Annotated in this window: 23 protein-coding genes and 1 pseudogene; 18 read left to right on the top strand and 6 right to left on the bottom strand. The window is 50.3% G+C overall.

Annotated features, from left to right (window positions below; translation table 11 throughout):
* The 4 genes from A1355_RS26140 to A1355_RS12965 all read right to left on the bottom strand — a co-directional run.
* Positions 1-226: REP-associated tyrosine transposase (locus A1355_RS26140; protein ID WP_419866215.1), on the bottom strand; the 226-nt coding region annotated here is incomplete at its 3' end.
* Positions 227-472: 246 nt separating this feature from the next.
* Entirely contained in the window at positions 473-949 is a 477-nt protein-coding gene (locus A1355_RS12970) for a VOC family protein (RefSeq protein ID WP_064028756.1), read from the bottom strand.
* 380 nt (positions 950-1,329) lie between these two features.
* Entirely contained in the window at positions 1,330-1,470 is a 141-nt protein-coding gene (locus tag A1355_RS25240) for a hypothetical protein (protein ID WP_157197869.1), read from the bottom strand.
* A 2-nt stretch (positions 1,471-1,472) separates the two neighbouring features.
* Positions 1,473-2,399, bottom strand: a complete 927-nt coding sequence (locus tag A1355_RS12965) for a LysR family transcriptional regulator (RefSeq protein WP_064028754.1) — start codon at positions 2,397-2,399, stop codon at positions 1,473-1,475.
* Positions 2,400-2,566: 167 nt separating this feature from the next.
* Between A1355_RS12965 and A1355_RS12960 the strand changes: the two genes are divergently transcribed.
* The 10 genes from A1355_RS12960 to A1355_RS26615 all read left to right on the top strand — a co-directional run bounded on the left by A1355_RS12960 (position 2,567) and on the right by A1355_RS26615 (position 12,190).
* Positions 2,567-3,295, top strand: a complete 729-nt coding sequence (locus A1355_RS12960) for an SDR family oxidoreductase (RefSeq protein WP_064028758.1) — start codon at positions 2,567-2,569, stop codon at positions 3,293-3,295.
* Positions 3,296-3,345: 50 nt separating this feature from the next.
* The gene (locus A1355_RS12955) at positions 3,346-4,434 is read left to right on the top strand and encodes an alkene reductase (RefSeq protein ID WP_064028752.1); all 1,089 of its coding nucleotides are present in this window, start codon (positions 3,346-3,348) and stop codon (positions 4,432-4,434) included.
* A gap of 52 nt (positions 4,435-4,486) precedes the next feature.
* Complete coding sequence (locus A1355_RS12950) at positions 4,487-5,278, top strand: SDR family NAD(P)-dependent oxidoreductase (protein WP_064028750.1); 792 nt, start codon at positions 4,487-4,489, stop codon at positions 5,276-5,278.
* Between the two features lie 66 nt (positions 5,279-5,344).
* Positions 5,345-5,758 carry a GFA family protein gene (locus tag A1355_RS12945; RefSeq protein WP_064028748.1) on the top strand — a complete coding sequence of 138 codons (414 nt, stop codon included), beginning with the start codon at positions 5,345-5,347 and terminating at the stop codon, positions 5,756-5,758.
* Between the two features lie 30 nt (positions 5,759-5,788).
* A complete protein-coding gene (locus A1355_RS12940) occupies positions 5,789-6,808 on the top strand; it encodes a Gfo/Idh/MocA family protein (RefSeq protein WP_064028746.1) in 1,020 nt (339 codons plus the stop codon).
* Between the two features lie 232 nt (positions 6,809-7,040).
* Positions 7,041-7,181, top strand: a complete 141-nt coding sequence (locus A1355_RS25730; protein WP_197471801.1) for a hypothetical protein — start codon at positions 7,041-7,043, stop codon at positions 7,179-7,181.
* A gap of 262 nt (positions 7,182-7,443) precedes the next feature.
* Entirely contained in the window at positions 7,444-8,379 is a 936-nt protein-coding gene (locus A1355_RS12935) for an ATP-binding protein (RefSeq protein ID WP_157197868.1), read from the top strand.
* A gap of 1,028 nt (positions 8,380-9,407) precedes the next feature.
* Positions 9,408-10,112, top strand: coding sequence for an iron-containing redox enzyme family protein (locus A1355_RS25235; protein WP_157197867.1), 705 nt, complete (start codon positions 9,408-9,410; stop codon positions 10,110-10,112).
* A 555-nt stretch (positions 10,113-10,667) separates the two neighbouring features.
* Positions 10,668-11,675 (top strand): patatin-like phospholipase family protein, encoded by a 1,008-nt coding sequence (locus tag A1355_RS12925; RefSeq protein WP_064028739.1) that lies wholly within the window; start codon positions 10,668-10,670, stop codon positions 11,673-11,675.
* A gap of 323 nt (positions 11,676-11,998) precedes the next feature.
* Positions 11,999-12,190: a phage integrase gene (locus A1355_RS26615; RefSeq protein WP_419866216.1), complete on the top strand. Its 192-nt coding sequence runs from the start codon at positions 11,999-12,001 to the stop codon at positions 12,188-12,190.
* A 138-nt stretch (positions 12,191-12,328) separates the two neighbouring features.
* On the opposite strand, the gene A1355_RS12920 is transcribed toward A1355_RS26615, so the two are convergent.
* Positions 12,329-12,730 carry a type II toxin-antitoxin system MqsA family antitoxin gene (locus tag A1355_RS12920; RefSeq protein ID WP_064028737.1) on the bottom strand — a complete coding sequence of 134 codons (402 nt, stop codon included), beginning with the start codon at positions 12,728-12,730 and terminating at the stop codon, positions 12,329-12,331.
* A gap of 2 nt (positions 12,731-12,732) precedes the next feature.
* Positions 12,733-13,029, bottom strand: coding sequence for a type II toxin-antitoxin system MqsR family toxin (locus tag A1355_RS12915; RefSeq protein ID WP_064028735.1), 297 nt, complete (start codon positions 13,027-13,029; stop codon positions 12,733-12,735).
* Positions 13,030-13,715: 686 nt separating this feature from the next.
* On the opposite strand from A1355_RS12915, the gene A1355_RS25725 reads away from it, so the two are divergent.
* The 8 genes and pseudogenes from A1355_RS25725 to A1355_RS12875 form a co-directional block, all read left to right on the top strand.
* Positions 13,716-14,126 carry a hypothetical protein gene (locus A1355_RS25725; RefSeq protein ID WP_064028733.1) on the top strand — a complete coding sequence of 137 codons (411 nt, stop codon included), beginning with the start codon at positions 13,716-13,718 and terminating at the stop codon, positions 14,124-14,126.
* Complete coding sequence (locus A1355_RS24585) at positions 14,107-14,589, top strand: helix-turn-helix domain-containing protein (RefSeq protein WP_197471800.1); 483 nt, start codon at positions 14,107-14,109, stop codon at positions 14,587-14,589. Before A1355_RS25725 ends, A1355_RS24585 begins: the two co-directional genes overlap by 20 nt.
* The gene (locus tag A1355_RS12900) at positions 14,582-15,025 is read left to right on the top strand and encodes a hypothetical protein (RefSeq protein WP_064028729.1); all 444 of its coding nucleotides are present in this window, start codon (positions 14,582-14,584) and stop codon (positions 15,023-15,025) included. Before A1355_RS24585 ends, A1355_RS12900 begins: the two co-directional genes overlap by 8 nt.
* Positions 15,026-15,199: 174 nt before the next feature.
* Positions 15,200-15,892 (top strand): hypothetical protein, encoded by a 693-nt coding sequence (locus A1355_RS12895; RefSeq protein ID WP_064028727.1) that lies wholly within the window; start codon positions 15,200-15,202, stop codon positions 15,890-15,892.
* 188 nt (positions 15,893-16,080) lie between these two features.
* On the top strand, positions 16,081-16,647 hold the full coding sequence (locus A1355_RS12890) for a hypothetical protein (RefSeq protein WP_064028725.1): 567 nt from the start codon (positions 16,081-16,083) through the stop codon (positions 16,645-16,647).
* A gap of 68 nt (positions 16,648-16,715) precedes the next feature.
* Positions 16,716-17,501: a hypothetical protein gene (locus tag A1355_RS12885; RefSeq protein ID WP_197471799.1), complete on the top strand. Its 786-nt coding sequence runs from the start codon at positions 16,716-16,718 to the stop codon at positions 17,499-17,501.
* On the top strand, positions 17,501-17,842 hold the full coding sequence (locus tag A1355_RS12880; RefSeq protein ID WP_064028721.1) for a helix-turn-helix domain-containing protein: 342 nt from the start codon (positions 17,501-17,503) through the stop codon (positions 17,840-17,842). Before A1355_RS12885 ends, A1355_RS12880 begins: the two co-directional genes overlap by 1 nt.
* A 62-nt stretch (positions 17,843-17,904) precedes the next feature.
* Positions 17,905-18,101: pseudogene (locus tag A1355_RS12875) on the top strand (site-specific integrase); the annotation flags it as partial.

Below are 18,101 nucleotides of genomic sequence, written 5' to 3'. Positions count from 1 at the left end.
GACAACTAAAATCATCGTCATCTTCCGGCAAGGTCCAAATGGTATGGAGATGTTCCGGTAACACAACAATCGCGTCGATATTAAACGGGTGTTGATCTTTTACGTTACGAAAAGATTCGCGAAGCAATTCAATCCTGTCGGTCAGTAAAGTCCGGTGTCGTTCCGCCAAATTGACTGTGAAAAAATAACAACCGCCTTTGAGGCGATGTCGGCGATATTCTGTCATATCGGGTTTATCGGGGTATTTCGTTTGATGGGTTTCGCTTCGCTCTACCCATCCTACTGTCGGCAATTGACTCGCCCCCGGTCATTGGATAAGCCCTGCAGGATTGCCTCCCGTGGATCGCATTCTGCCTCCCTTCCACCGCAGGACTCGCAGATTCCGCAAAGTGCTTGGTCCAATGAACGGTCGCATCATTGGCGTTCTGTCCCTTTTCCCCGATGGTATTTCGCCAATCGGCGGATTGCCAGCTCAACCGCTATCCGCCAGCGGATTCTCTCGATCGGTCTGTTGCCCAAGTTGCTGGGCCAAGCCAAGCAGTATGCCTTCGGGACCCCGAATGTAGCAGAGCCGGTAGCTGTTTTGATAGTTGACGACCTCGTCGACCACGGTCGCGCCGAGCAGACCAAGCCGGGTCAGCGTGTCGTCGAGGTTGTCCACGGCAAACATGACGCGCTGGTAACCCAGCGCATTGACCGGGGCGGTACGGTGATCGGAAGCCACGGCTGGGGCGTCGAAACGCGCCAGCTCGATGCGGCCGTGGCCGTCCGGCGTACGCAGCATGGCGATCTCGACGCGCTGGCCGCGCAAGCCGGTGACGCGCCCGGCCCATTCGTCGTCGATGTTCATACGCCCTTCCAGGACCAGGCCGAGTTCCAAGAAAAATTCAACGGCGGCATCGAGATCGGCCACGACGATGCCGACATTGTCCATACGTTTAACAGTCATAAGGTCTCCTGGGTGTTTGTTATTCCGGCCTCGCGAAGTCTAAACGGCCGTTCGCCTCTGGCAAGACGGCCAATCTTTCGATAAGCACGCACGGTTCGAACTTTTAAGGGCCGGCTCAATAAGGTTAGCGGCGGACCGCGTTACGCGGCTTCACCGCAGCCGGCCGTCTCGATGGCTGGCTTGACGTCCGCTTAGCGATCAGGGAAGTCCGGATAGTTGGCGCCCTCCCCTCCCAGAGAAAACCGTCTAAGCCGGTGACATAGCCGAAATAGTCGCCCATATGCCGATAAGTTAAACCGTTCGTGGTGAGCTTGTCGAACTGCGGACGGTTTAACCCTTCGCCCGTCGACCGTGCTCGGGACAAACGGTTAATCCGTAACTTAACCGGGTTGCTCGCCGCCCAAGTCCATGGATTGCGCCTGCTTAGTAACCATTGCGCCGAAAGCTGCAACACGCCCAAGCAACGCATCGGCTTCGGCCAAGCGCCGATCGAACGAGTCCGGCGCCGGCAATCCCGCCATCGTTAGGGCCGCGAGGGCGCGAGCGCTTGCAAATGCGGTGTCATAACGCCTTCAAGCCAACACATGAAGACCTGCACGCGCCGGGACAGGTGGCGGCGGTTGCTGTATAGCAGCGTGACCGGCAGCGGTTCGGCCCGGTAGTCCGGCAAGACTTCGATCAGCTCGCCGCGCTGCAGGTAGGGTTCCAGGTTGGGTTCCGGTCCCTGAATCATACCCAAACCGGCCAGACAGGCGGAAAAATAGGCGATGGAGCTGTTGACGGTCAAATTGCCGGCCATAGGCAGGTTGCGGACCTCGCCGCTGGCGGCATCGACGTATTCGAAGCCGGCGGGTTTGCTGCCCAGGCTCAAGGCGTAATGTACCAAACGATGTTCGGCCAAATCGGCCAGGGTTTGCGGGATGCCGTAGGCGGCGGCGTACGCGGGACTGACGCAATTCAATTGCCGATAGGCGCCCAAGCGGCGAGCCACCAAGCGCGAGTCGGAGATGGTGCCGGCCCGCATCACGCAATCGAAGCCTTCGGCGACGATATCGACTAAGTGGTCGGTGGCGCCGAGTTCGACTTCGACGTTCGGATAGCGGGCCATGAATTCCGGCAAGCGCGCCATCACAATGCCGGCCACCGCGCCGACCGACATATCCACCCGCAGCCGGCCGCGCACGTCGGCCGGATCGATACGGAACATGTCTTGCAATTCCTCGGCATCGGCCAGCCATTCCAGGCAGCGTTGATAAAACACCTGGCCATCCTGAGTCATTTGCACCCGCCGGGTGGTGCGGTGTAGCAAGCGAATGCCGGTTTGGTTTTCCAGCCATTGCACGGCCAACGAGGTCGAGGCCTTGGGCAGGCCTAAATCCGCCGCGGCCTGCGTAAAACTGGCCGCTTCGGCGACCCGAACGAAGATTTTGATCGCGTCGAGTTGATTCATCTTGGAGGACTGGTTTCCTGAAAAAACGATTGGGCAACGCCGTATGAATAGTTAGAAATTTTGAACAGTGTTATCGGCATTTGCCCGTTTATCCGATGAAATCCTAAAAATATACTGAATTCCGTCTATTGCAACCGGCGCGCTGGCGCCGCAAAACGGAGGTTCGGATGGCAAAAATCGCTTTAATCACCGGCGCGTCGCGCGGCATCGGCAAGGCCGTCGCGCTGCGTCTGGCACAAGACGGCTTCGACGTCGCGGTCAATTACGCCGCGAACGCCCAGGCCGCCGAGGAGGTCGCCGCGCAAATTCGCCTGATCGGCCGGCAAGCGGTGGCTTTGCCCGCCGACGTCAGCAATCCGGCGCAAGTCGCCGAGTTATTCGCCAACGCCGAGCGAGCGCTGGGGCGCATCGACGTGCTGGTCAACAACGCCGGCATCATGAAATTGCAAATGCTGGCGGAAACCGACGACGCCAGCTTCGACGACATCGTCGCGGTCAATTTGAAAGGCACGTTCAACACGCTGCGCCTGGCGGCGACAGACTTGAACGACGCCGGCCGCATCGTCAACTTTTCGACCAGCGCGATCGGCCTGGCTCTGCCAGGCTATGCGATCTACAACGCCGCCAAGGCCGGGGTGGAAGCCCTGTCCCGCACCTTTGCCAACGAATTGCGCGGCCGCAATATTACCGTGAATTGCGTCGCGCCGGGACCGACCGATACCGAATTGTTCTTTCACGGCAAGACCGCCGAGCAAGTCGAACGCTTACGCAAGTTGCCACCGCTGGAACGCCTGGCAACGCCGGACGACATTGCCGCCGTCGTCGCGTTTCTGGCCGGCCCGGACGGCGGCTGGATCAACGGCCAAGTCCTGCGCGCCAACGGCGGACTGAATTAAACCCAACAACCGCTTTCAACGACAAACACAATCTAAGCCAGGAGTAAGCCATGTCCAAGCAACTATTAACGTCCTTTCAATTGCACGATTTAACGCTGAGCAACCGCGTGGTGCTGGCACCGTTGACTCGCGCCAGGGCCGGCCAGGAACGGCTGGCCAATGTCATGATGGCCGAATATTACCGGCAACGCGCCTCCGCCGGCTTGCTGATCAGCGAAGCGACGTCGATTTCCGAACAAGGCTTGGGCTGGGTGAATACGCCCGGTATTTACAGCGATGCGATGGCGCAAGCCTGGCGTCAGGTGACCGACGCGGTACACAGCCGGGGCGGCAGGATTTTCATGCAACTGTGGCATTGCGGCCGGGCTTCGCACAGCAGCTTTCACGGCGGACAACCGGCCGTCGCACCGTCCGCGATAAAACTAAACGGCGATTACATTCACACGCCGCTAGGCAAACAGCCTTACGAAACGCCACGCGCGCTGGAAACCGCCGAATTGGCCGGCGTCGTCGAGGATTATCGCCGCGCCGCCGAACGCGCCTTGCTAGCCGGCTTCGACGGCGTCGAAATCCATGCCGCCAACGGCTATTTGTTGGACGAATTTCTGCAATCCAAAACCAATCACCGCGACGACGCCTACGGCGGCAGCATCGCCAACCGCTATCGCCTGCTCGGCGAAGTGTTTGCCGCGATCGCGACGGTCTGGCCGGCGCACCGCATCGGCGTTAGACTGTCGCCCAACGGCGCCTTCAACGACATGGGGTCGGCCGATTACCGCGAGCAGTTCGCTTACGTCGCTCAACAACTCGACCGACTCGGCCTGGCCTATTTGCACGTGATGGACGGCCTGGGCTTTGGATTTCACCAACTCGGCAGCGCGATGACCTTAAGCGAATTCCGCGAGTATTTCCACGGGCCGCTGATGGGCAACTCCGGCTACGATCAAGCCAGCGCCGAGCAAGCCATCGCTTCCGGCGCGGCCGACCTGATCGCGTTCGGCCGGCCGTTCATCAGCAATCCGGACCTGGTGGAACGCTTTGCCCGGAACGCGGCATTGAATCCGGAAGCCGATGTCGCCCACTGGTACACACCGGGCGGCGCCACCGGCTATATCGATTTCCCCTGCTTGCAATATTAATCGGCTAGTCTCGGCCAGTCAGAACCATCAGCACAATCGATCAGGAGTCTTCATGGATTTGCAATTACACGACAAAACCGCGTTGGTGACCGGCAGCACCGCCGGCATCGGCTTCGCCATTGCCAAGGCGCTGGCCGGCGAAGGCGCGAACGTCATCGTCAACGGCCGCTCGACGGCGTCGGTGGCGCAGGCGATCGAAGCGCTAACGCCCTGCGCCGCTAACCAGTTGTTCGGCTTTGCCGGCGATTTAGCTCAGGCCGACACGGCGGTGGCCTTGCTGGCCGCCCATCCCCAGGTGGATATTTTGATCAACAACCTCGGCATCTTCGAACCGGTGGCCTTCGAAGACATTCCTGACGCCGACTGGCGCCGGTTGTTCGAAGTCAACGTGCTGAGCGGCGTGCGCCTAGCCCGACTGTATCTGCCGGCGATGCGCGCCGCCGACTGGGGCCGGATTGTGTTCATCTCCAGCGAAAGCGGCGTGCAAATCCCGGCGGAAATGATTCATTACGGCATGACCAAGGCTGCGCAGATCGCGGTGGCGCGCGGCTTGGCCGAACACGTGGCCGGCACCGGCATCACCGTCAATTCGGTGTTGCCCGGCCCGACCCGCTCGCGCGGCGTTGGCGATTTCGTCAACCAACTGGCCGAGCAACAAGGCATCAGCTTCGAGGCCTTCGAGCAACAATTTTTCGAAACCGTCCGCCCGACTTCGTTGATCAAACGCTTCGCGACGACCGACGAAGTCGCCTCGCTGGTCTGCTATCTGACCAGTCCGCTGGCCGCGGCGACCACCGGCGCCGCGCTGCGGGTTGACGGCGGCGTGATCAAAAGTGCATTCTGATTGTCAGTCCAACTGCGACGACCGGGCGAATTCGCCGCCCGGCCGTCGCCATTTTCCGGAGGTCCAATGTCCGAAGTCACGTTAAACGGCGGTTGCCTGTGCGGCGCCGTGCAATTTCAAGTGCGCGGCGAGCCGCAACGTTTTTACCACTGCCACTGCCGCCGCTGTCGCAAGGCCAGCGGCACCGGCCATGCCAGCAATCTGATCATCGGCGACGCAGCGCTGAGTTTTACTCAAGGCGAAAACTTGCTGAAGCGCTATAAAGTGCCGGACGCCCAACGCTTTGCCCGCCAGTTTTGCAGCGAATGCGGCGCGGCGGTGGCTCGCTTCGTACCGGAATTGAACGGCGTGGTAATTCCAGCCGGCGCACTGGACGATGCCGCGCCGATCCAGCCGCAAGCGCGGATATTCTGGGATTCGCGCGCCGATTGGTCTTGCGACGGCGACGATCTGCCGCGTTACGCCGAATATCCGGTGTAAAAGCCATCCGGCGGTTTAGTTCTCGCGGCAATGGGGATCGTTCTCGACGAGGTACGCTGGGGCATGATCGGCTGCGGCGCGGTGACCGAACGCAAAAGCGCGCCGGCCTTCAATAAGATCGAGCATTCGCGGCTGGTGGCGGTGATGGGCCGCGATGCCGGCAAGGCGGCCGATTACGCGGCGCGCCACGGTGTCCCGCGATGGTATGCCGATGCGGAGGCGCTGATGGCCGATCCGGAGGTCAATGCCATTTATGTCGCGACGCCACCGTCCAGCCACGCCGAATACGCAGTGCTGGCCTTGCAAGCCGGTAAACCGGTCTACGTCGAAAAACCGATGGCCTGCCGCTACGCCGAATGCCAGGCCATGAACCAAGCCGCCAGCGCCGCCGGCTTGCCGCTATTCGTAGCCTATTACCGGCGAGCCTTACCGTATTTTTTGCAAGTCAAAGCGCTATTGGATGCCGCCTCGATCGGCTCGATATTGGCGGTCAACGTGCGCCTGGTGCAATCGCCGCGCCCGGCCGACCGCAATCCAAACAGCTTACCGTGGCGGGTAAACCCGGCCGTGGCCGGCGGCGGTTACTTCTTCGATTTGGCCTGCCATAGCTTGGACTTACTGGACTTTTTACTAGGCGCTATCGTCGACGCCCAAGGCTGCGCCGAAAATCGCGGCGGACTTTATCCGGCGGAAGACACCGTCGCGGCATCTTTTAAATTCGCAAGCGGCGCACTGGGCACGGGTTTCTGGACTTTCGCCGCCACGGACGCCGGCCGAAGCGACAGCGTCGAAATTCTGGGCACTGCCGGCACGATCCGCTTCTCGACTTTCGCCTTCACGCCGATCGAGCTGGAAACTCCTACTGGCACCCAACGCTACCTGCCGCCGAATCCGGAAAACATCCAATTCCACCTAATCGCCGCCATCGTCGCCGAACTGCGCGGCCAAGGTCGCTCGCCGTCGAACGGCACCAGCGCGGCCAAAACCAACTGGGTCATGGATTGCATCATAGGCGTTGGGCACGAATCGAAATTTGCTGGTTTGGGTTAGCTCTAGCATATTGTTCAGCTTGTGTTTGCCAAGCGCGACAATCGGGATATAACCGCGATTCACCCAGCCTTCGAGGACGCCGGTGGAGATGCCGGTTAGCTCGCGGAAGCGTTCCCGATGCATAACCGGGACGACGGCCGGCAAGGGCCATTGTTGGGCTTGTTCCATGTTTTCGGGCATTTGAGTTAGTATTAGTGCTGGTTGGGTTACAGGCAAAACATGGTGACTATGTTTGTACGCCACCATGAAAACCTTGCGCGAACGACTTTTAAAGGCAATTGACTTTAAAAGGGAAGCTTCAAAATCTTTAGAAGAGACGGCAGGCGTTGCCCGTGCAAAGTGGTCAAACATCAAGCGCAAAAACCCAATTTGAGCCGCCGAAGAACATTTGGAATCAGTATTCAAGCTATGGCTTGAATACGCATTATGGATAGAGCAATAGAACAGACCAACCCAGAAGCCGGACAAATCAGCCCGGAACTGGAGGAAACCATGCAAAAACTAAGTTAGGCTGGATAACGGCGATTAAGGCTTTAGCGAAATGGAATTGCTGTTATTCAGCCAAGGATTGAAATTACCAGTGAATTCACTCTGGGAAAAGACAAACGCTATAGTGCTGGCAATAGGGATAAGACATGACAAAATACTACACAAACGAAGTATTTACACCCACAATACCTGCTAGATTAGCTTTCGTGGAGAGGGAAACAATTAACCAAAAACTAGTTAATGCACTTAGAACTCCAGGAAAGCAAATAGTAGTGTATGGATACTCTGGATCAGGAAAAACAACTTTACTAGTAAATAAACTACATCAACTATACGAGGATCATATAACTTCGCGTTGTATGCAAGGACTGACTTTCGAACAACTAGTGTTAGATGCATTCGATCAACTTGCTCCTTTCTACACTTCAGAAACAGGTGAAATTAAAAAAAACGGAATTGATATAAAATTAAGTAGCGATTATTCAGTTATCAAGGGACAAATCAGACTAATAAACAACCAAGACAACTCGGTAAAAGCTCAAAGAATACTGCCCCCACAGCTAACCCCTCAATCTTTAGCTAGATTCATGGGAAAAGCAAAATGTTGCTGGGTGCTTGAAGATTTCCACAAGATTGACGAATGTGAAAGAACAAAGCTATCACAAATAATGAAAATATTTATGGATATGGCTGATGAATATTCAACATTAAAAGTTATAGCTATAGGCGCAGTTGATACCGCTCGACAAGTTATAGAGTACGACTCAGAAATGAGAAACAGAGTTTCCGAGATACACGTTCCGCTTATGAATAGTGACGAAATTGAAGAAATAATAACACGCGGATGCCAACTCCTAAACTTAGAATTCGAAAAAAAACTCAAAACAGATATTAGCAATTACGCCAACGGTTTAGCATCAGTTTGCCACCACTTGTGTCTAAATATTTGTACCACACAGGACATTAATAATACATTAGACGTTCGTCGAGAGATAACAGGAAGTGAACTTGATGGCGCGGTAAAACTATATTTAGAAGAAGCATCAGATACGCTTAAAAAAAACCTTCGAAAGAGCGTTTAAGCAGGAACGAGCTAAGAAATTTAATAATGCAAAAATCATCATTCAAGCATTGTCAGAACTACCGCAGGAAGGAGCAACAAGAGCTCAGATTTTTCAACAAATATCGAAAAACGAACGTGAGTATCCGCAGGGAAATTTAACTTTGTTCCTAGATAAACTATGTAAAATCAAAGACGATCAGATTATAAAGCTTGAAAGTCAAACCGGAATTTATTCCTTCGTTGACCCCCTATATAGATCATTCGCTATTGCACTATTTAGTCAAAACAAGAAAACCCCAAATACAGTCGCATTAGACGGAATATCTGAAAAAATGATTAAACTGATATACACGTACATTGACCAAACAAAAAAGGTAGAGCAATTAAGGGCAAAAATTAAAGACTAACTCCACAATTAATTAACCGACGCTTACTCAACCTATTGCGCTGGCGACTACCATATTCCGACTTGCGTCAGATGTGGCAAAAAGATGGTTAAACGTACCGCCAAATCAGGAAAAAACGCCAGTGGTGGATTTTGGGGTTGCGCGAATTATCGTCAATGCAAGATCACAATGCGTGTAAAACAATAAACGGGAAATGTCCATGCGGATATCACGTGTAAACCTAATCGCATTATTTACCCTTCTGACAATCAACACGCCTTTAGCCAAAGCCGAGAACTCAAACGAGCGAATCGTCAGCAAAATAATTGAAGAACGTAGCAATAATGCACAAAAACGGGTTATGCAACGCTTGAAATAGCAACAGAATATTTCAGACGCGAATCGGCTTTATTATAAAAAATACCCGGACGCTCCGAGAATCAAAGAACCAACATCGAATTCGTTAAATATTGCTGTTGGTGAAGCGCTCCTCAACCCTTTACCTACAAATAGCGATGATAGCGATCCTAAGAACAATCCGGAGCAATGGGACTATATCGCATCATCGAATAAAAAATGCGGATTTCATAAAGGGACAAGAAAAAAGGCTTGTTAGGATACCAAAATTGGAAAATAATTCATGCTCGCAACCTGAAAAAACATGATCAAAATGCCTACGAGCACAACTCCCAAAAGAAACAATAAATATTTAGAAGAAAATCTAAAAGAACTATATAGTGATTACAAACGCAATATTCTACTTTCATTTAAATATATAGAATCAATAAAAAATATAAATATCTCCGAAAGACAATTCAAGATGTTTTCTGCAAACTATTTTTATAGAACTTTAAGTACACCTGCCGCAGTAAGTTCAGTAATCACATGCCTACTCAGCTCATACCCACCGAACATCACCATAGCAAAAAAAATATTACTCGAAAATTTAACGGATGAAATCGGCCGGAGTGACAAGGAGCATAACCACTTAACTTTATTACTTGATTCAATAAATATTGTCAGAAGCAAGGTATTCAGACTCGGCGAAATATCTATGAATGATTTATTAGAATCACCACTAATAATACAGGAATCGAGACAATTTAGAGAAAATCAGTTACGGTTATACGGTTCAAGAATAGAACCGATCGTATTAGGAGCTTCATATGCACAAGAAAGCTGTGCCACTAAGATGTTAGAAGCCATCCATCATGGGATATTCAAACCACTTTTCCAAAACCTGAAAGATAAGGAAATAGCCATAATAGAACGATATTTTAATGCTCACCTATGCGACAGCAATGGAGCAAGAGAAAAAGCTCACAGTGAGACTGCAAGAATGGCGCTATTAAAATATTGCGATTAGCATGACGAAGATTATTTTATTCTAGGCGGAGCAAAAAGCTATTTCAATGCACAAATAAATTTCTTTACATCCATAACAAATAAGCTAATGACCGACTTTTAACTTATTATCTAATTATGAGCATTAAAAAGCAGGAATCCGGCGAATGGTTTGCCGATATTCGGCCGAACGGCGTTGGCGGAAAGCGGTATCCTAACCAAAGCGCAGGCGTTGCGTTGGGAGGCTTGGGTTAAGGCGAACAAGACGCAACGGCCGGATTGGGAATCAACGCCTAAGGATAGTCGGCGGCTTTCGGAGTTAATGTATAAGTGGTACGAGGCGCGGTTGGCGTTAAATGGAAGGATTTATATTAGTCATAATTGCGTAACACTCGCTTGATTAAAATGGACGTATTAGAAACGGCTGAGCGATAACTGCCGGCTTCTTTAGTGATTGCTGTCGAACAAGTCTTCATGATAGAGACCGGAAATCTTATTTGATTCAAAAATCAATAAGGCAAGCCTCGCAAAATAAATTTATTCTAATTTCCAACAACACTAATAAGGGGAGTGGGTCATGGCTAAAAGAGTAATTTTGCAAGTTGACGGTGGCGGCATTTTGGGGATTACGCCCGCCATAGTTTTACATCGACTGGAAACCGATTTAAGAGCGAAACACGGCAATAATCATTTTCTGCTGCGGGACATGCTGACTTTGTGCTGCGGCACGAGCACCGGCGCGATTATGGCGGGTTTTGTGGCTGCTGGGGTCGATGCGGCGAATATCGATAAGTTTTATTCGATTGACGGTGTCGATCTTTTCAATAATAGCAAAAATCCGATTTACACCCGATTTTTAAAGCCAAAGTTTCAACGGCAGCCTTTCATCAATAAGTTGAATGCCATTTTGCAAAGCTTTTCGGCATCTCAGAATGCCAATGTTACGCTAGGCCAGTTGCCCAACACTTTGAGGCTGATGACGACGGCTTATAACCTCTCCAGCCATCGAACACACTTCATTAAGTCTTATGACCCAAACGATCAAGCCATTCGGCTTGCCGATGCAGTGGCATGGTCGGCACTTTCGGCCGCTTATTATTTCGGCAAGATCAATGTACCAAATTACACCTGGACACGTTTAGACAACAGCACTCCGCCCAACAGTTATCCGGAAGCAGGCGCATCGTTTCAAGACGGCGGACAAGGCACACAGAATTGCACGCTGGACTTTGTGTTAGCGGAAATTCTAGCGCAAGGCTGGGAGCACGACGACGTTGTTATTATTTCGCTCGGTACTGGAAGCAAAACCAAATTCACGCCTTATAGCCAATCGAAAGACATTTCTGACATTGGCCAAGCGATTAAATTTATCGCAAATCAAGCGCGCGACGAATCGACCACGGTTCAGGAGATGGCTGCGAGGTATATCTGCAAAAAGCTGCCGAATATTCAATTGTTCCGCCTGGATTATGAGAGCCCCGAAGATTACGACCTGGACGATACCGATCATGTCGACGTGTATAAAAAAGGCGCGCAACAAATCATTGCCAGTTCGGAGTATGGCAACTTAGTCGGCTTGCTTTAAGTTGGATTGGGAAACCTTCTTACACGACGAGTATTAGGAAACAGGATTCGAGCGAATGGTTTGCCGATATTCGTCCGAACGGGATTAGCGGTAAGCAGTATCGGAAGAGCTTTCCGACGAAGGCGGAGGCATTGCGTTGGAAGGCTTGGGTTAAGGCGAGCAAGATCCATCGACCGGATGGGGAGCAGCAACCGAAGGATAGCCGGCGTTTGTCGGAGTAGATTGACACGTGGTATCAGTCTTAAGGCCGGCATTTGAAGGACGGCGAAAACCGGCTGTTGATGATCCAGAACATGTGCGGCCGGTTGTAGAATCCAAGAGCCATCGAGATCGACGCGGATTTGTTTTTAGTATATCGCAAAGAGCGATTAGCGGCCGGCGTGTCGGCCAATACGATCAATCACGAGCAGACTTATCTAAACGCGATTTTTAACGGCTGGGCCGCTTGGGCGACTGGTTGGAGCCTAATCCTATCGGCAAGGTCAAGAGGCTTAAAATTGACGAATTCGAGCTGAAGTATTTGAGCCTGGACGAGATTAAATAGCTGTTGACGATGTTACAGGCATCTAAGAGCAACGCTTATGCTCAATGACTGCGGCTTTTTATCTCTGAGTGCCCCGCCGGTGTCCCACGGGACAACGCCCAAAACTAGGCTAAGCAGTCCGAACTTCGTCCAACAAATCCGGGTGTCGGTCTAGGACTTTTAGAAGTTTGACCAGCGCCAGCGGTGGCTTGGTTTTGCCGTTCTCGTAGCGGGAAAAGGCATTGATACCGCCACCGAAAATCTCCGATGCTTCCTTTTGGTCGAGTGCCAATTTTTTGCGGACGCTGGCAATAAAGCTGGGGTCAACAATCGACGCATTGACCTGCTTGTTGAATTCAATCATCAAAGCCATCGTGCGCCGGGATTCGTCGGCATCGGTAATCACTTCATCGCAGGCCGGGCAAAATTCGCCGGTTACGTCGGGAATCATCGTAGACTCGCCTTTGTAGATGTAAGGCATGTCTCGGGTATCCCCCACCAGCTCGGCAGCGCCGCAAGACGGACATTTCATAATCACAACTCCTTAAACGAAACGACCAACACATCATCAACGACAGTTAATTTCAAATAAACATCGCCGGCCACAGTTTTAGGCCGGTAAACATCCTGCCAAACCTTATGGTCGGCATGGGTGCTCATGCTTTGGTAAAAATCCGCTCCAGTTAACTCCAGGATTACCGCCAGCATGTCATCAAAATCAAATCCCAAAGCCGCCGCGCCTTCTCGTGCGCTTTTAGTCGTTCTAATCTTACCGTCGGCAATTAGTGCCTTGATAACCGACAGTTTACAATGGGGTGTTTGTTTCTCCATGCCTGAGATATTAACCTAATTGGTTAGTTCCAACAAATCCGAAACCACGCCTTAATGCTGTGCTATCCAAGCCTCGAAGCTGTCGGCATCTATCAACACCTTGCGACCAATACGGTTTTGTTGGTGCGGATTAGGCGCATTTTTTGGAAAAAATCCGGCCCATTGTTTTGTGGAGTGTTGCGATTTTTATTTCGAATTGTCCGATCAGTGTCCCAAGCAATAAAAAAGGCCTAGGTGAGGAACACCTAAGCCTTTGATATATGGAGCTGGCGATGGGACTCGAACCCGCGACCGGCTGATTACAAAGCCTGACATTAAAGGCGATAACCTTGTATATCAATGACTTGCCGGCTTCGCTTATACCAAACCTACTTCACTTATACTTGAATTGCAGTGTTCAAATAACCTGCCCTGGTACAAAATTGGTACAGTCTTGAACATCTTTTGTAGTTGCAGTTTTTGATTCGGCGCGACAGTCTTTAGGATAGTGGGCCCTTAGGTCTTTTTCGCTATCCAGATCAATATGCTAAGCTTTGCAGATGTGATGCGTCTCCCCGCCACTACGTGGCTTAATTTTTGTAGAAAAATCATAAAGGTGGGTGTGACATAGTCATCATTTATGGGAAAGCGTGATCAAATTTTGTTTAGCATCGCGCCACCTCCTTGATTTATACCAAATTTGATATATGATGATTGAAGTCCACGACGACGCTGTAGATGACATAGAAGGTATTTCACAAATCAACATGTCGGATTCGCTTAAGCTAGTTTCATTTATTGAACAGCTCTGCACCGATCAGAGACTGATAGCAAAACTGCTTGAGAATGGCTTTGGAGAAAATAGACAGGGGCCCATATCTGTAAAAAAATGGGGAAGCGTTCATAAGCTTGAACACCTTCCTGTTTGGCGGCTCAGGGCCTGGGACCTTGAAAAACAAGGTCTAAATTATCGGTTGATTTATTTTTTCAACTGGATGGATAGGAATTACTACATTATGGCTGTTGTCCATAGGAGTGATTTAGATTATGACGACAAATACAATGAAATCAGAATACGCGTCACAAAACGCATCCAAAATGAATTCCCCGGAATTTAGCGTAGGGCTGTCAACGGATGGCAATGGAAAGAATTATGCGCTTGTAATTCCAAACATAAATCAATTCAGCTCTACAAAAACTTGCGAAATATTTGATTTGGTTCCAAATAAGGCACCTAGAACATCATTTTCAAAATTTGATAAATTGGTCAAATCTTTAGAAGAAAATCCTGAAACATCAACAAAGTTAAGTGAAGCCAGAAAGTGGGTTGCAGATACGTTTTACGACAATGAAAATACATTATCGTCATTAAGGCTTTCTTGCGGACTATCTCAGCGACAGCTTGGTGCTGTATGTGGAATAGAACAGTCTCATGTTTCAAGATATGAAGCGGGAAAACATGAACCATCTTTGAGTGTTTCAGCAACGATGGCAAATGCACTAGGAGTCAATCTCGAAACATTTTACGAAGCCTGGAGTAATTCCAGAAAGATAAGTCAAGCAGAGGACATTCATGACTGAGCGTTATGTGCACGCATTGTGGTGCGATGATATTCGCCAGGAGATCGGTAATAAGCCATCTTTTATGGGAGCTTACGTTGGCGGCATAACGGTTCCGTTGCTACCAACTTTATTGCCAAGGCTTTCAGTTTATGTGTGGGTAACGACAGCTATTGAGCATCCATTCGAAAAAGCTATAGTGAAAATCACACGCGACGATGGCTTTCTTGTTGCTCAACTTAATGCCGACAACCTTGACCAAAACATGAGTCAGTTTCCACAGCATGAAGACGCAAAAAATTTTGTACTAATGTTCGGTATAAGCCTTAGTGGGGTTGAGCTTCCTGATAGCTGTAAATATTTTACAGTCAGTGTTGAAACGGAATCCGAAACACTCGAAGGACCAAAGTTACGAGTTAGCGTTGATCCTGACCTTTATGCAAATCCTAAGCAATAAATGATAATCAATCTAGAAACCCGCTTCTGCGGGTTTTTTATTGCCAGATGCATTTAATTCATCACAATTCCCACCATTTTCGGTAGGCCTGAGTGTCGCAAACCGGCCGAATGCATCGAGTTAACCTTCTTTCTATTCATTTGTAAAAAACGTAAACACATATCCGAATAAACCATGCTCGATTTAGAGGAGTTTAAAAGTATTTGGGAAATATCCTATCGGTGGGAAGGATTGCAACCACCTGACAATGATCTGTCGAGCATCCCCGATGGTGTTAAAAAGAAAATTGAAAAACTAATTTGGGCATTCCGAGAAGAACAATTACAACTTCGAGATTCCACTGGACAAGCTGTCTACGACTCAAGAAATGATCTAATTGATCTTTTATTCCTCAACCAAACTCGAAAATTGCTCAGAAAGTGTTTTAAACAGAAACACTATCCAAAATCTATTTTTGGCGGTCTTTTTATAAAACGTGCTGACCTCCTTAAATGGTGCAAAGAGGATTTCACGAATTTGCCTGAGTTTTGGATAGAGGATACCGCCAAACCAGCCAATGAAAGTTTTCAAGCTAAACAGCTCATTGGGCGTCACGTCAATCAGGACCAGGACAAACAACTTTGCCAATCCATTGCGCGAACACTATGGGATATAGACCCAAATATTCATCCGGCACATATGGCAAAAAGCTGGGCCATTTTAGAATATGGTAATGGCCGTTTATATAAGAATAAGGACGGCGAATACGAAACACCAAAGAACTGGATTAAGGAGGTTGATCCGCATCGTGACAGTCGAGGGGATGGCCGTCCTCGTAAAATCCCCTACCTGATCGATCTGGAAAATGGCGGTTTGGCTAAGGATTGATCATCTGCCTTGGTTTTTTAAGCCTTCGGCCCTAGATTCTTCTTTCCATTTAATATCAATAACATAAAAGCCCCTGTTTTGCTAAACAGGGACATAAAACCCCTTTTTCGGGCCAAACCGGAATATTTTTTCGCCTCGCTGCTTGCCATTCTACGCCTCGTCATTAACTGCTGCACGAGGTGCAATCCATGAGCAAGAAAACCGATTTAACCCAACAGGAAGTCGCTAACATTGTCGGCGTCCTATCCAATCCAGAAAGCCTTATAAATGTAGCCGCCGGCGAGATGCGGGATTGCGGCGGTCAGCCGCAAACCGCGCTCGGCGGTGGCAACACTGAAGCCGGTATAACCGTTGAGGTCGCCAGGGGTTCGGGTGCGCCCCCTAGTAACACAGCACCCGCAAACTGCATTACCGGGGATGATTATCCCGTTCTTGTGCTTCGCTCCGGGATTGATAGCCTGTATTTGTCTTATCCCGGCGAACTGAGTTTCAGCAAGTCCTTGGAGCTGAACATACTCAAAGAGCAAGCCCGTTCTGCGATTGAATTGGAGCAAGCCGAGGCGGTTTATAAAATGCCTGGGCATATCTTCGAGGTTCACAGCAAGGGTTCGGGCCTATTCTCTTACATCCTGTCCGACAATGCTTTCCGGATTAGCCTTTCGGGGATGGGCGCTAAGCAAACCCCGTTGGCTTATGTGCAGATCAAAAGTGATTGGCTGGTTCATCGCGGTGTTTTGGATGCGGTGCCGAGCTAGATGTGATTATCGAGCAATTCGGTTGCTTCGATGAGATACAGATTCAAGCCAATGTCAGCCGGGCAGATGTGTTCGTCGATTTCGTGTGTGCTTATCCGTTTGCCGAGATTCCGATAGAGGCCTGGGTGAGTCGGGCTAAGCGAATTTCGACGCATACCATTAGCCGCGCCTTTACCGGTTATTCGTTCGGCCTAGGCGGCGATTTATCGGCTCGGTTGTATGACAAAACCAAAGAGCTTGAAGAGTCTAAAAAAGACTATTTGAAAAAGCTCTGGGCCGATAAGGGTTGGGATGGAGAGGCCACGGTCTGGCGTTTGGAATTTCAGTTCAAGCGCTCGGTATTGGTAGAGCTGGACGCCGGTTCAGTTGAATCCTTATTAGCGAAAATTAGCGCCTTATGGCGTTACTCGCTGAGCGCATGGCTAAAGCTGACCGTCCCGAATCCTGCCGACAACACCAAAGCCCGTTGGCCTTTACATCCGGTCTGGGAGGCTCTGCTGGCGGTGGAATGGAACACGCCGCTGGTCGGTATCGATATTCGAGCCAAGGCTTCGGCTGTTCCTTCTGATCGTTACCTGTTCATCAATGGCTTGGCGGCGTTGACCTCGTTTATGGCGCGGGAAGGGATTCGCGATCCCGAGGAAGGTTTTGAAGCGTTCAAGAATGCCGCGCGTTACTTTCACAATATGCAGAGCGATTACAACGGCAAGAGCTTTACTGATTATGTGCTGGAAAAAGCCGCTGCCAAAGCCAGACAGTTTAATGTCGCCTTTCCTGGTGTGGGTGAAGCGGTCAACGAAAAAATCAAACAGGCCAAAGCAGAAGCATATAGGAAGGCTCGGGATGGTGATTAATGGAAACCTTATTGCTTCAAGAGGCTGCCAGCTTCTTACACATGAATCCGGAAGTCCTGCGGCGCAAAGCCAAACTGGGCGAGATTCCTGGCCGCAAGGCGGGCCGAAAATGGGTCTTCGTCAAGGAACATCTTGCCGATTTTATTTCGGGCCGTTATTCTGCTGTCGAGCGAATGCCGCAAGTTGTTGATGGAACGACAACGAGAGAGGTGAAGTTATGTCACTATCGAAAAGAGGCGAAACGTGGTGGATTCGGTTCACCACGCCTGATGGACGAAGAGTACAGCAATCTGCTAGGACTACATCCAAGCAAGCGGCGCAAGAACTCCACGACCGGTTAAAAGCCGAGGCGTGGCGGATTCAAACGCTGAATGAGAAACCCGCTTACGTTTGGCAAGAAGCCGTGAAGAAATGGCTGGTCGAACAGGCTGAGAAAGCCAGTATTGAAGATGATAAAAAGCATCTGCGCTGGGTACATCCTTACCTGTTCGATCAGAAACTAAGCGATATATCAAAGGACATGCTGGATGGGATCAAGGACGCCAAAAAGGGAACCGGTGTAAGTAATGCCACTGTGAATAGTAAGCGATCTTTGAAGGA

This window comes from Methylomonas koyamae (assembly GCF_001644025.1).
GTDB classification, from domain to species: Bacteria; Pseudomonadota; Gammaproteobacteria; order Methylococcales; family Methylomonadaceae; genus Methylomonas; species Methylomonas koyamae_A.
Note: the sequence above shows the minus strand (reverse complement) of the source record. Positions and strands in the feature narration are given on the sequence as shown.

Excerpts from the sequence above, each read along its gene's own strand:
- A1355_RS12945 (WP_064028748.1), top strand. The coding sequence starts at position 5,345 with ATGTCCGAAGTCACGTTAAACGGCGGTTGCCTGTGCGGCGCCGTGCAA.
- A1355_RS12955 (WP_064028752.1), top strand. The coding sequence starts at position 3,346 with ATGTCCAAGCAACTATTAACGTCCTTTCAATTGCACGATTTAACGCTG.
- A1355_RS25235 (WP_157197867.1), top strand. The coding sequence starts at position 9,408 with ATGATCAAAATGCCTACGAGCACAACTCCCAAAAGAAACAATAAATAT.
- A1355_RS12880 (WP_064028721.1), top strand. The coding sequence starts at position 17,501 with ATGGAAACCTTATTGCTTCAAGAGGCTGCCAGCTTCTTACACATGAAT.
- A1355_RS12935 (WP_157197868.1), top strand. The coding sequence starts at position 7,444 with ATGACAAAATACTACACAAACGAAGTATTTACACCCACAATACCTGCT.
- A1355_RS12950 (WP_064028750.1), top strand. The coding sequence starts at position 4,487 with ATGGATTTGCAATTACACGACAAAACCGCGTTGGTGACCGGCAGCACC.
- A1355_RS12940 (WP_064028746.1), top strand. The coding sequence starts at position 5,789 with ATGGGGATCGTTCTCGACGAGGTACGCTGGGGCATGATCGGCTGCGGC.
- A1355_RS12895 (WP_064028727.1), top strand. The coding sequence starts at position 15,200 with ATGCTCGATTTAGAGGAGTTTAAAAGTATTTGGGAAATATCCTATCGG.
- A1355_RS12920 (WP_064028737.1), bottom strand. The coding sequence starts at position 12,730 with ATGAAATGTCCGTCTTGCGGCGCTGCCGAGCTGGTGGGGGATACCCGA.
- A1355_RS12965 (WP_064028754.1), bottom strand. The coding sequence starts at position 2,399 with ATGAATCAACTCGACGCGATCAAAATCTTCGTTCGGGTCGCCGAAGCG.
- A1355_RS12890 (WP_064028725.1), top strand. The coding sequence starts at position 16,081 with ATGAGCAAGAAAACCGATTTAACCCAACAGGAAGTCGCTAACATTGTC.
- A1355_RS12900 (WP_064028729.1), top strand. The coding sequence starts at position 14,582 with ATGACTGAGCGTTATGTGCACGCATTGTGGTGCGATGATATTCGCCAG.
- A1355_RS12925 (WP_064028739.1), top strand. The coding sequence starts at position 10,668 with ATGGCTAAAAGAGTAATTTTGCAAGTTGACGGTGGCGGCATTTTGGGG.
- A1355_RS25240 (WP_157197869.1), bottom strand. The coding sequence starts at position 1,470 with ATGGCGGGATTGCCGGCGCCGGACTCGTTCGATCGGCGCTTGGCCGAA.
- A1355_RS12970 (WP_064028756.1), bottom strand. The coding sequence starts at position 949 with ATGACTGTTAAACGTATGGACAATGTCGGCATCGTCGTGGCCGATCTC.
- A1355_RS24585 (WP_197471800.1), top strand. The coding sequence starts at position 14,107 with ATGAATTCCCCGGAATTTAGCGTAGGGCTGTCAACGGATGGCAATGGA.
- A1355_RS25725 (WP_064028733.1), top strand. The coding sequence starts at position 13,716 with ATGATGATTGAAGTCCACGACGACGCTGTAGATGACATAGAAGGTATT.
- A1355_RS12915 (WP_064028735.1), bottom strand. The coding sequence starts at position 13,029 with ATGGAGAAACAAACACCCCATTGTAAACTGTCGGTTATCAAGGCACTA.
- A1355_RS12960 (WP_064028758.1), top strand. The coding sequence starts at position 2,567 with ATGGCAAAAATCGCTTTAATCACCGGCGCGTCGCGCGGCATCGGCAAG.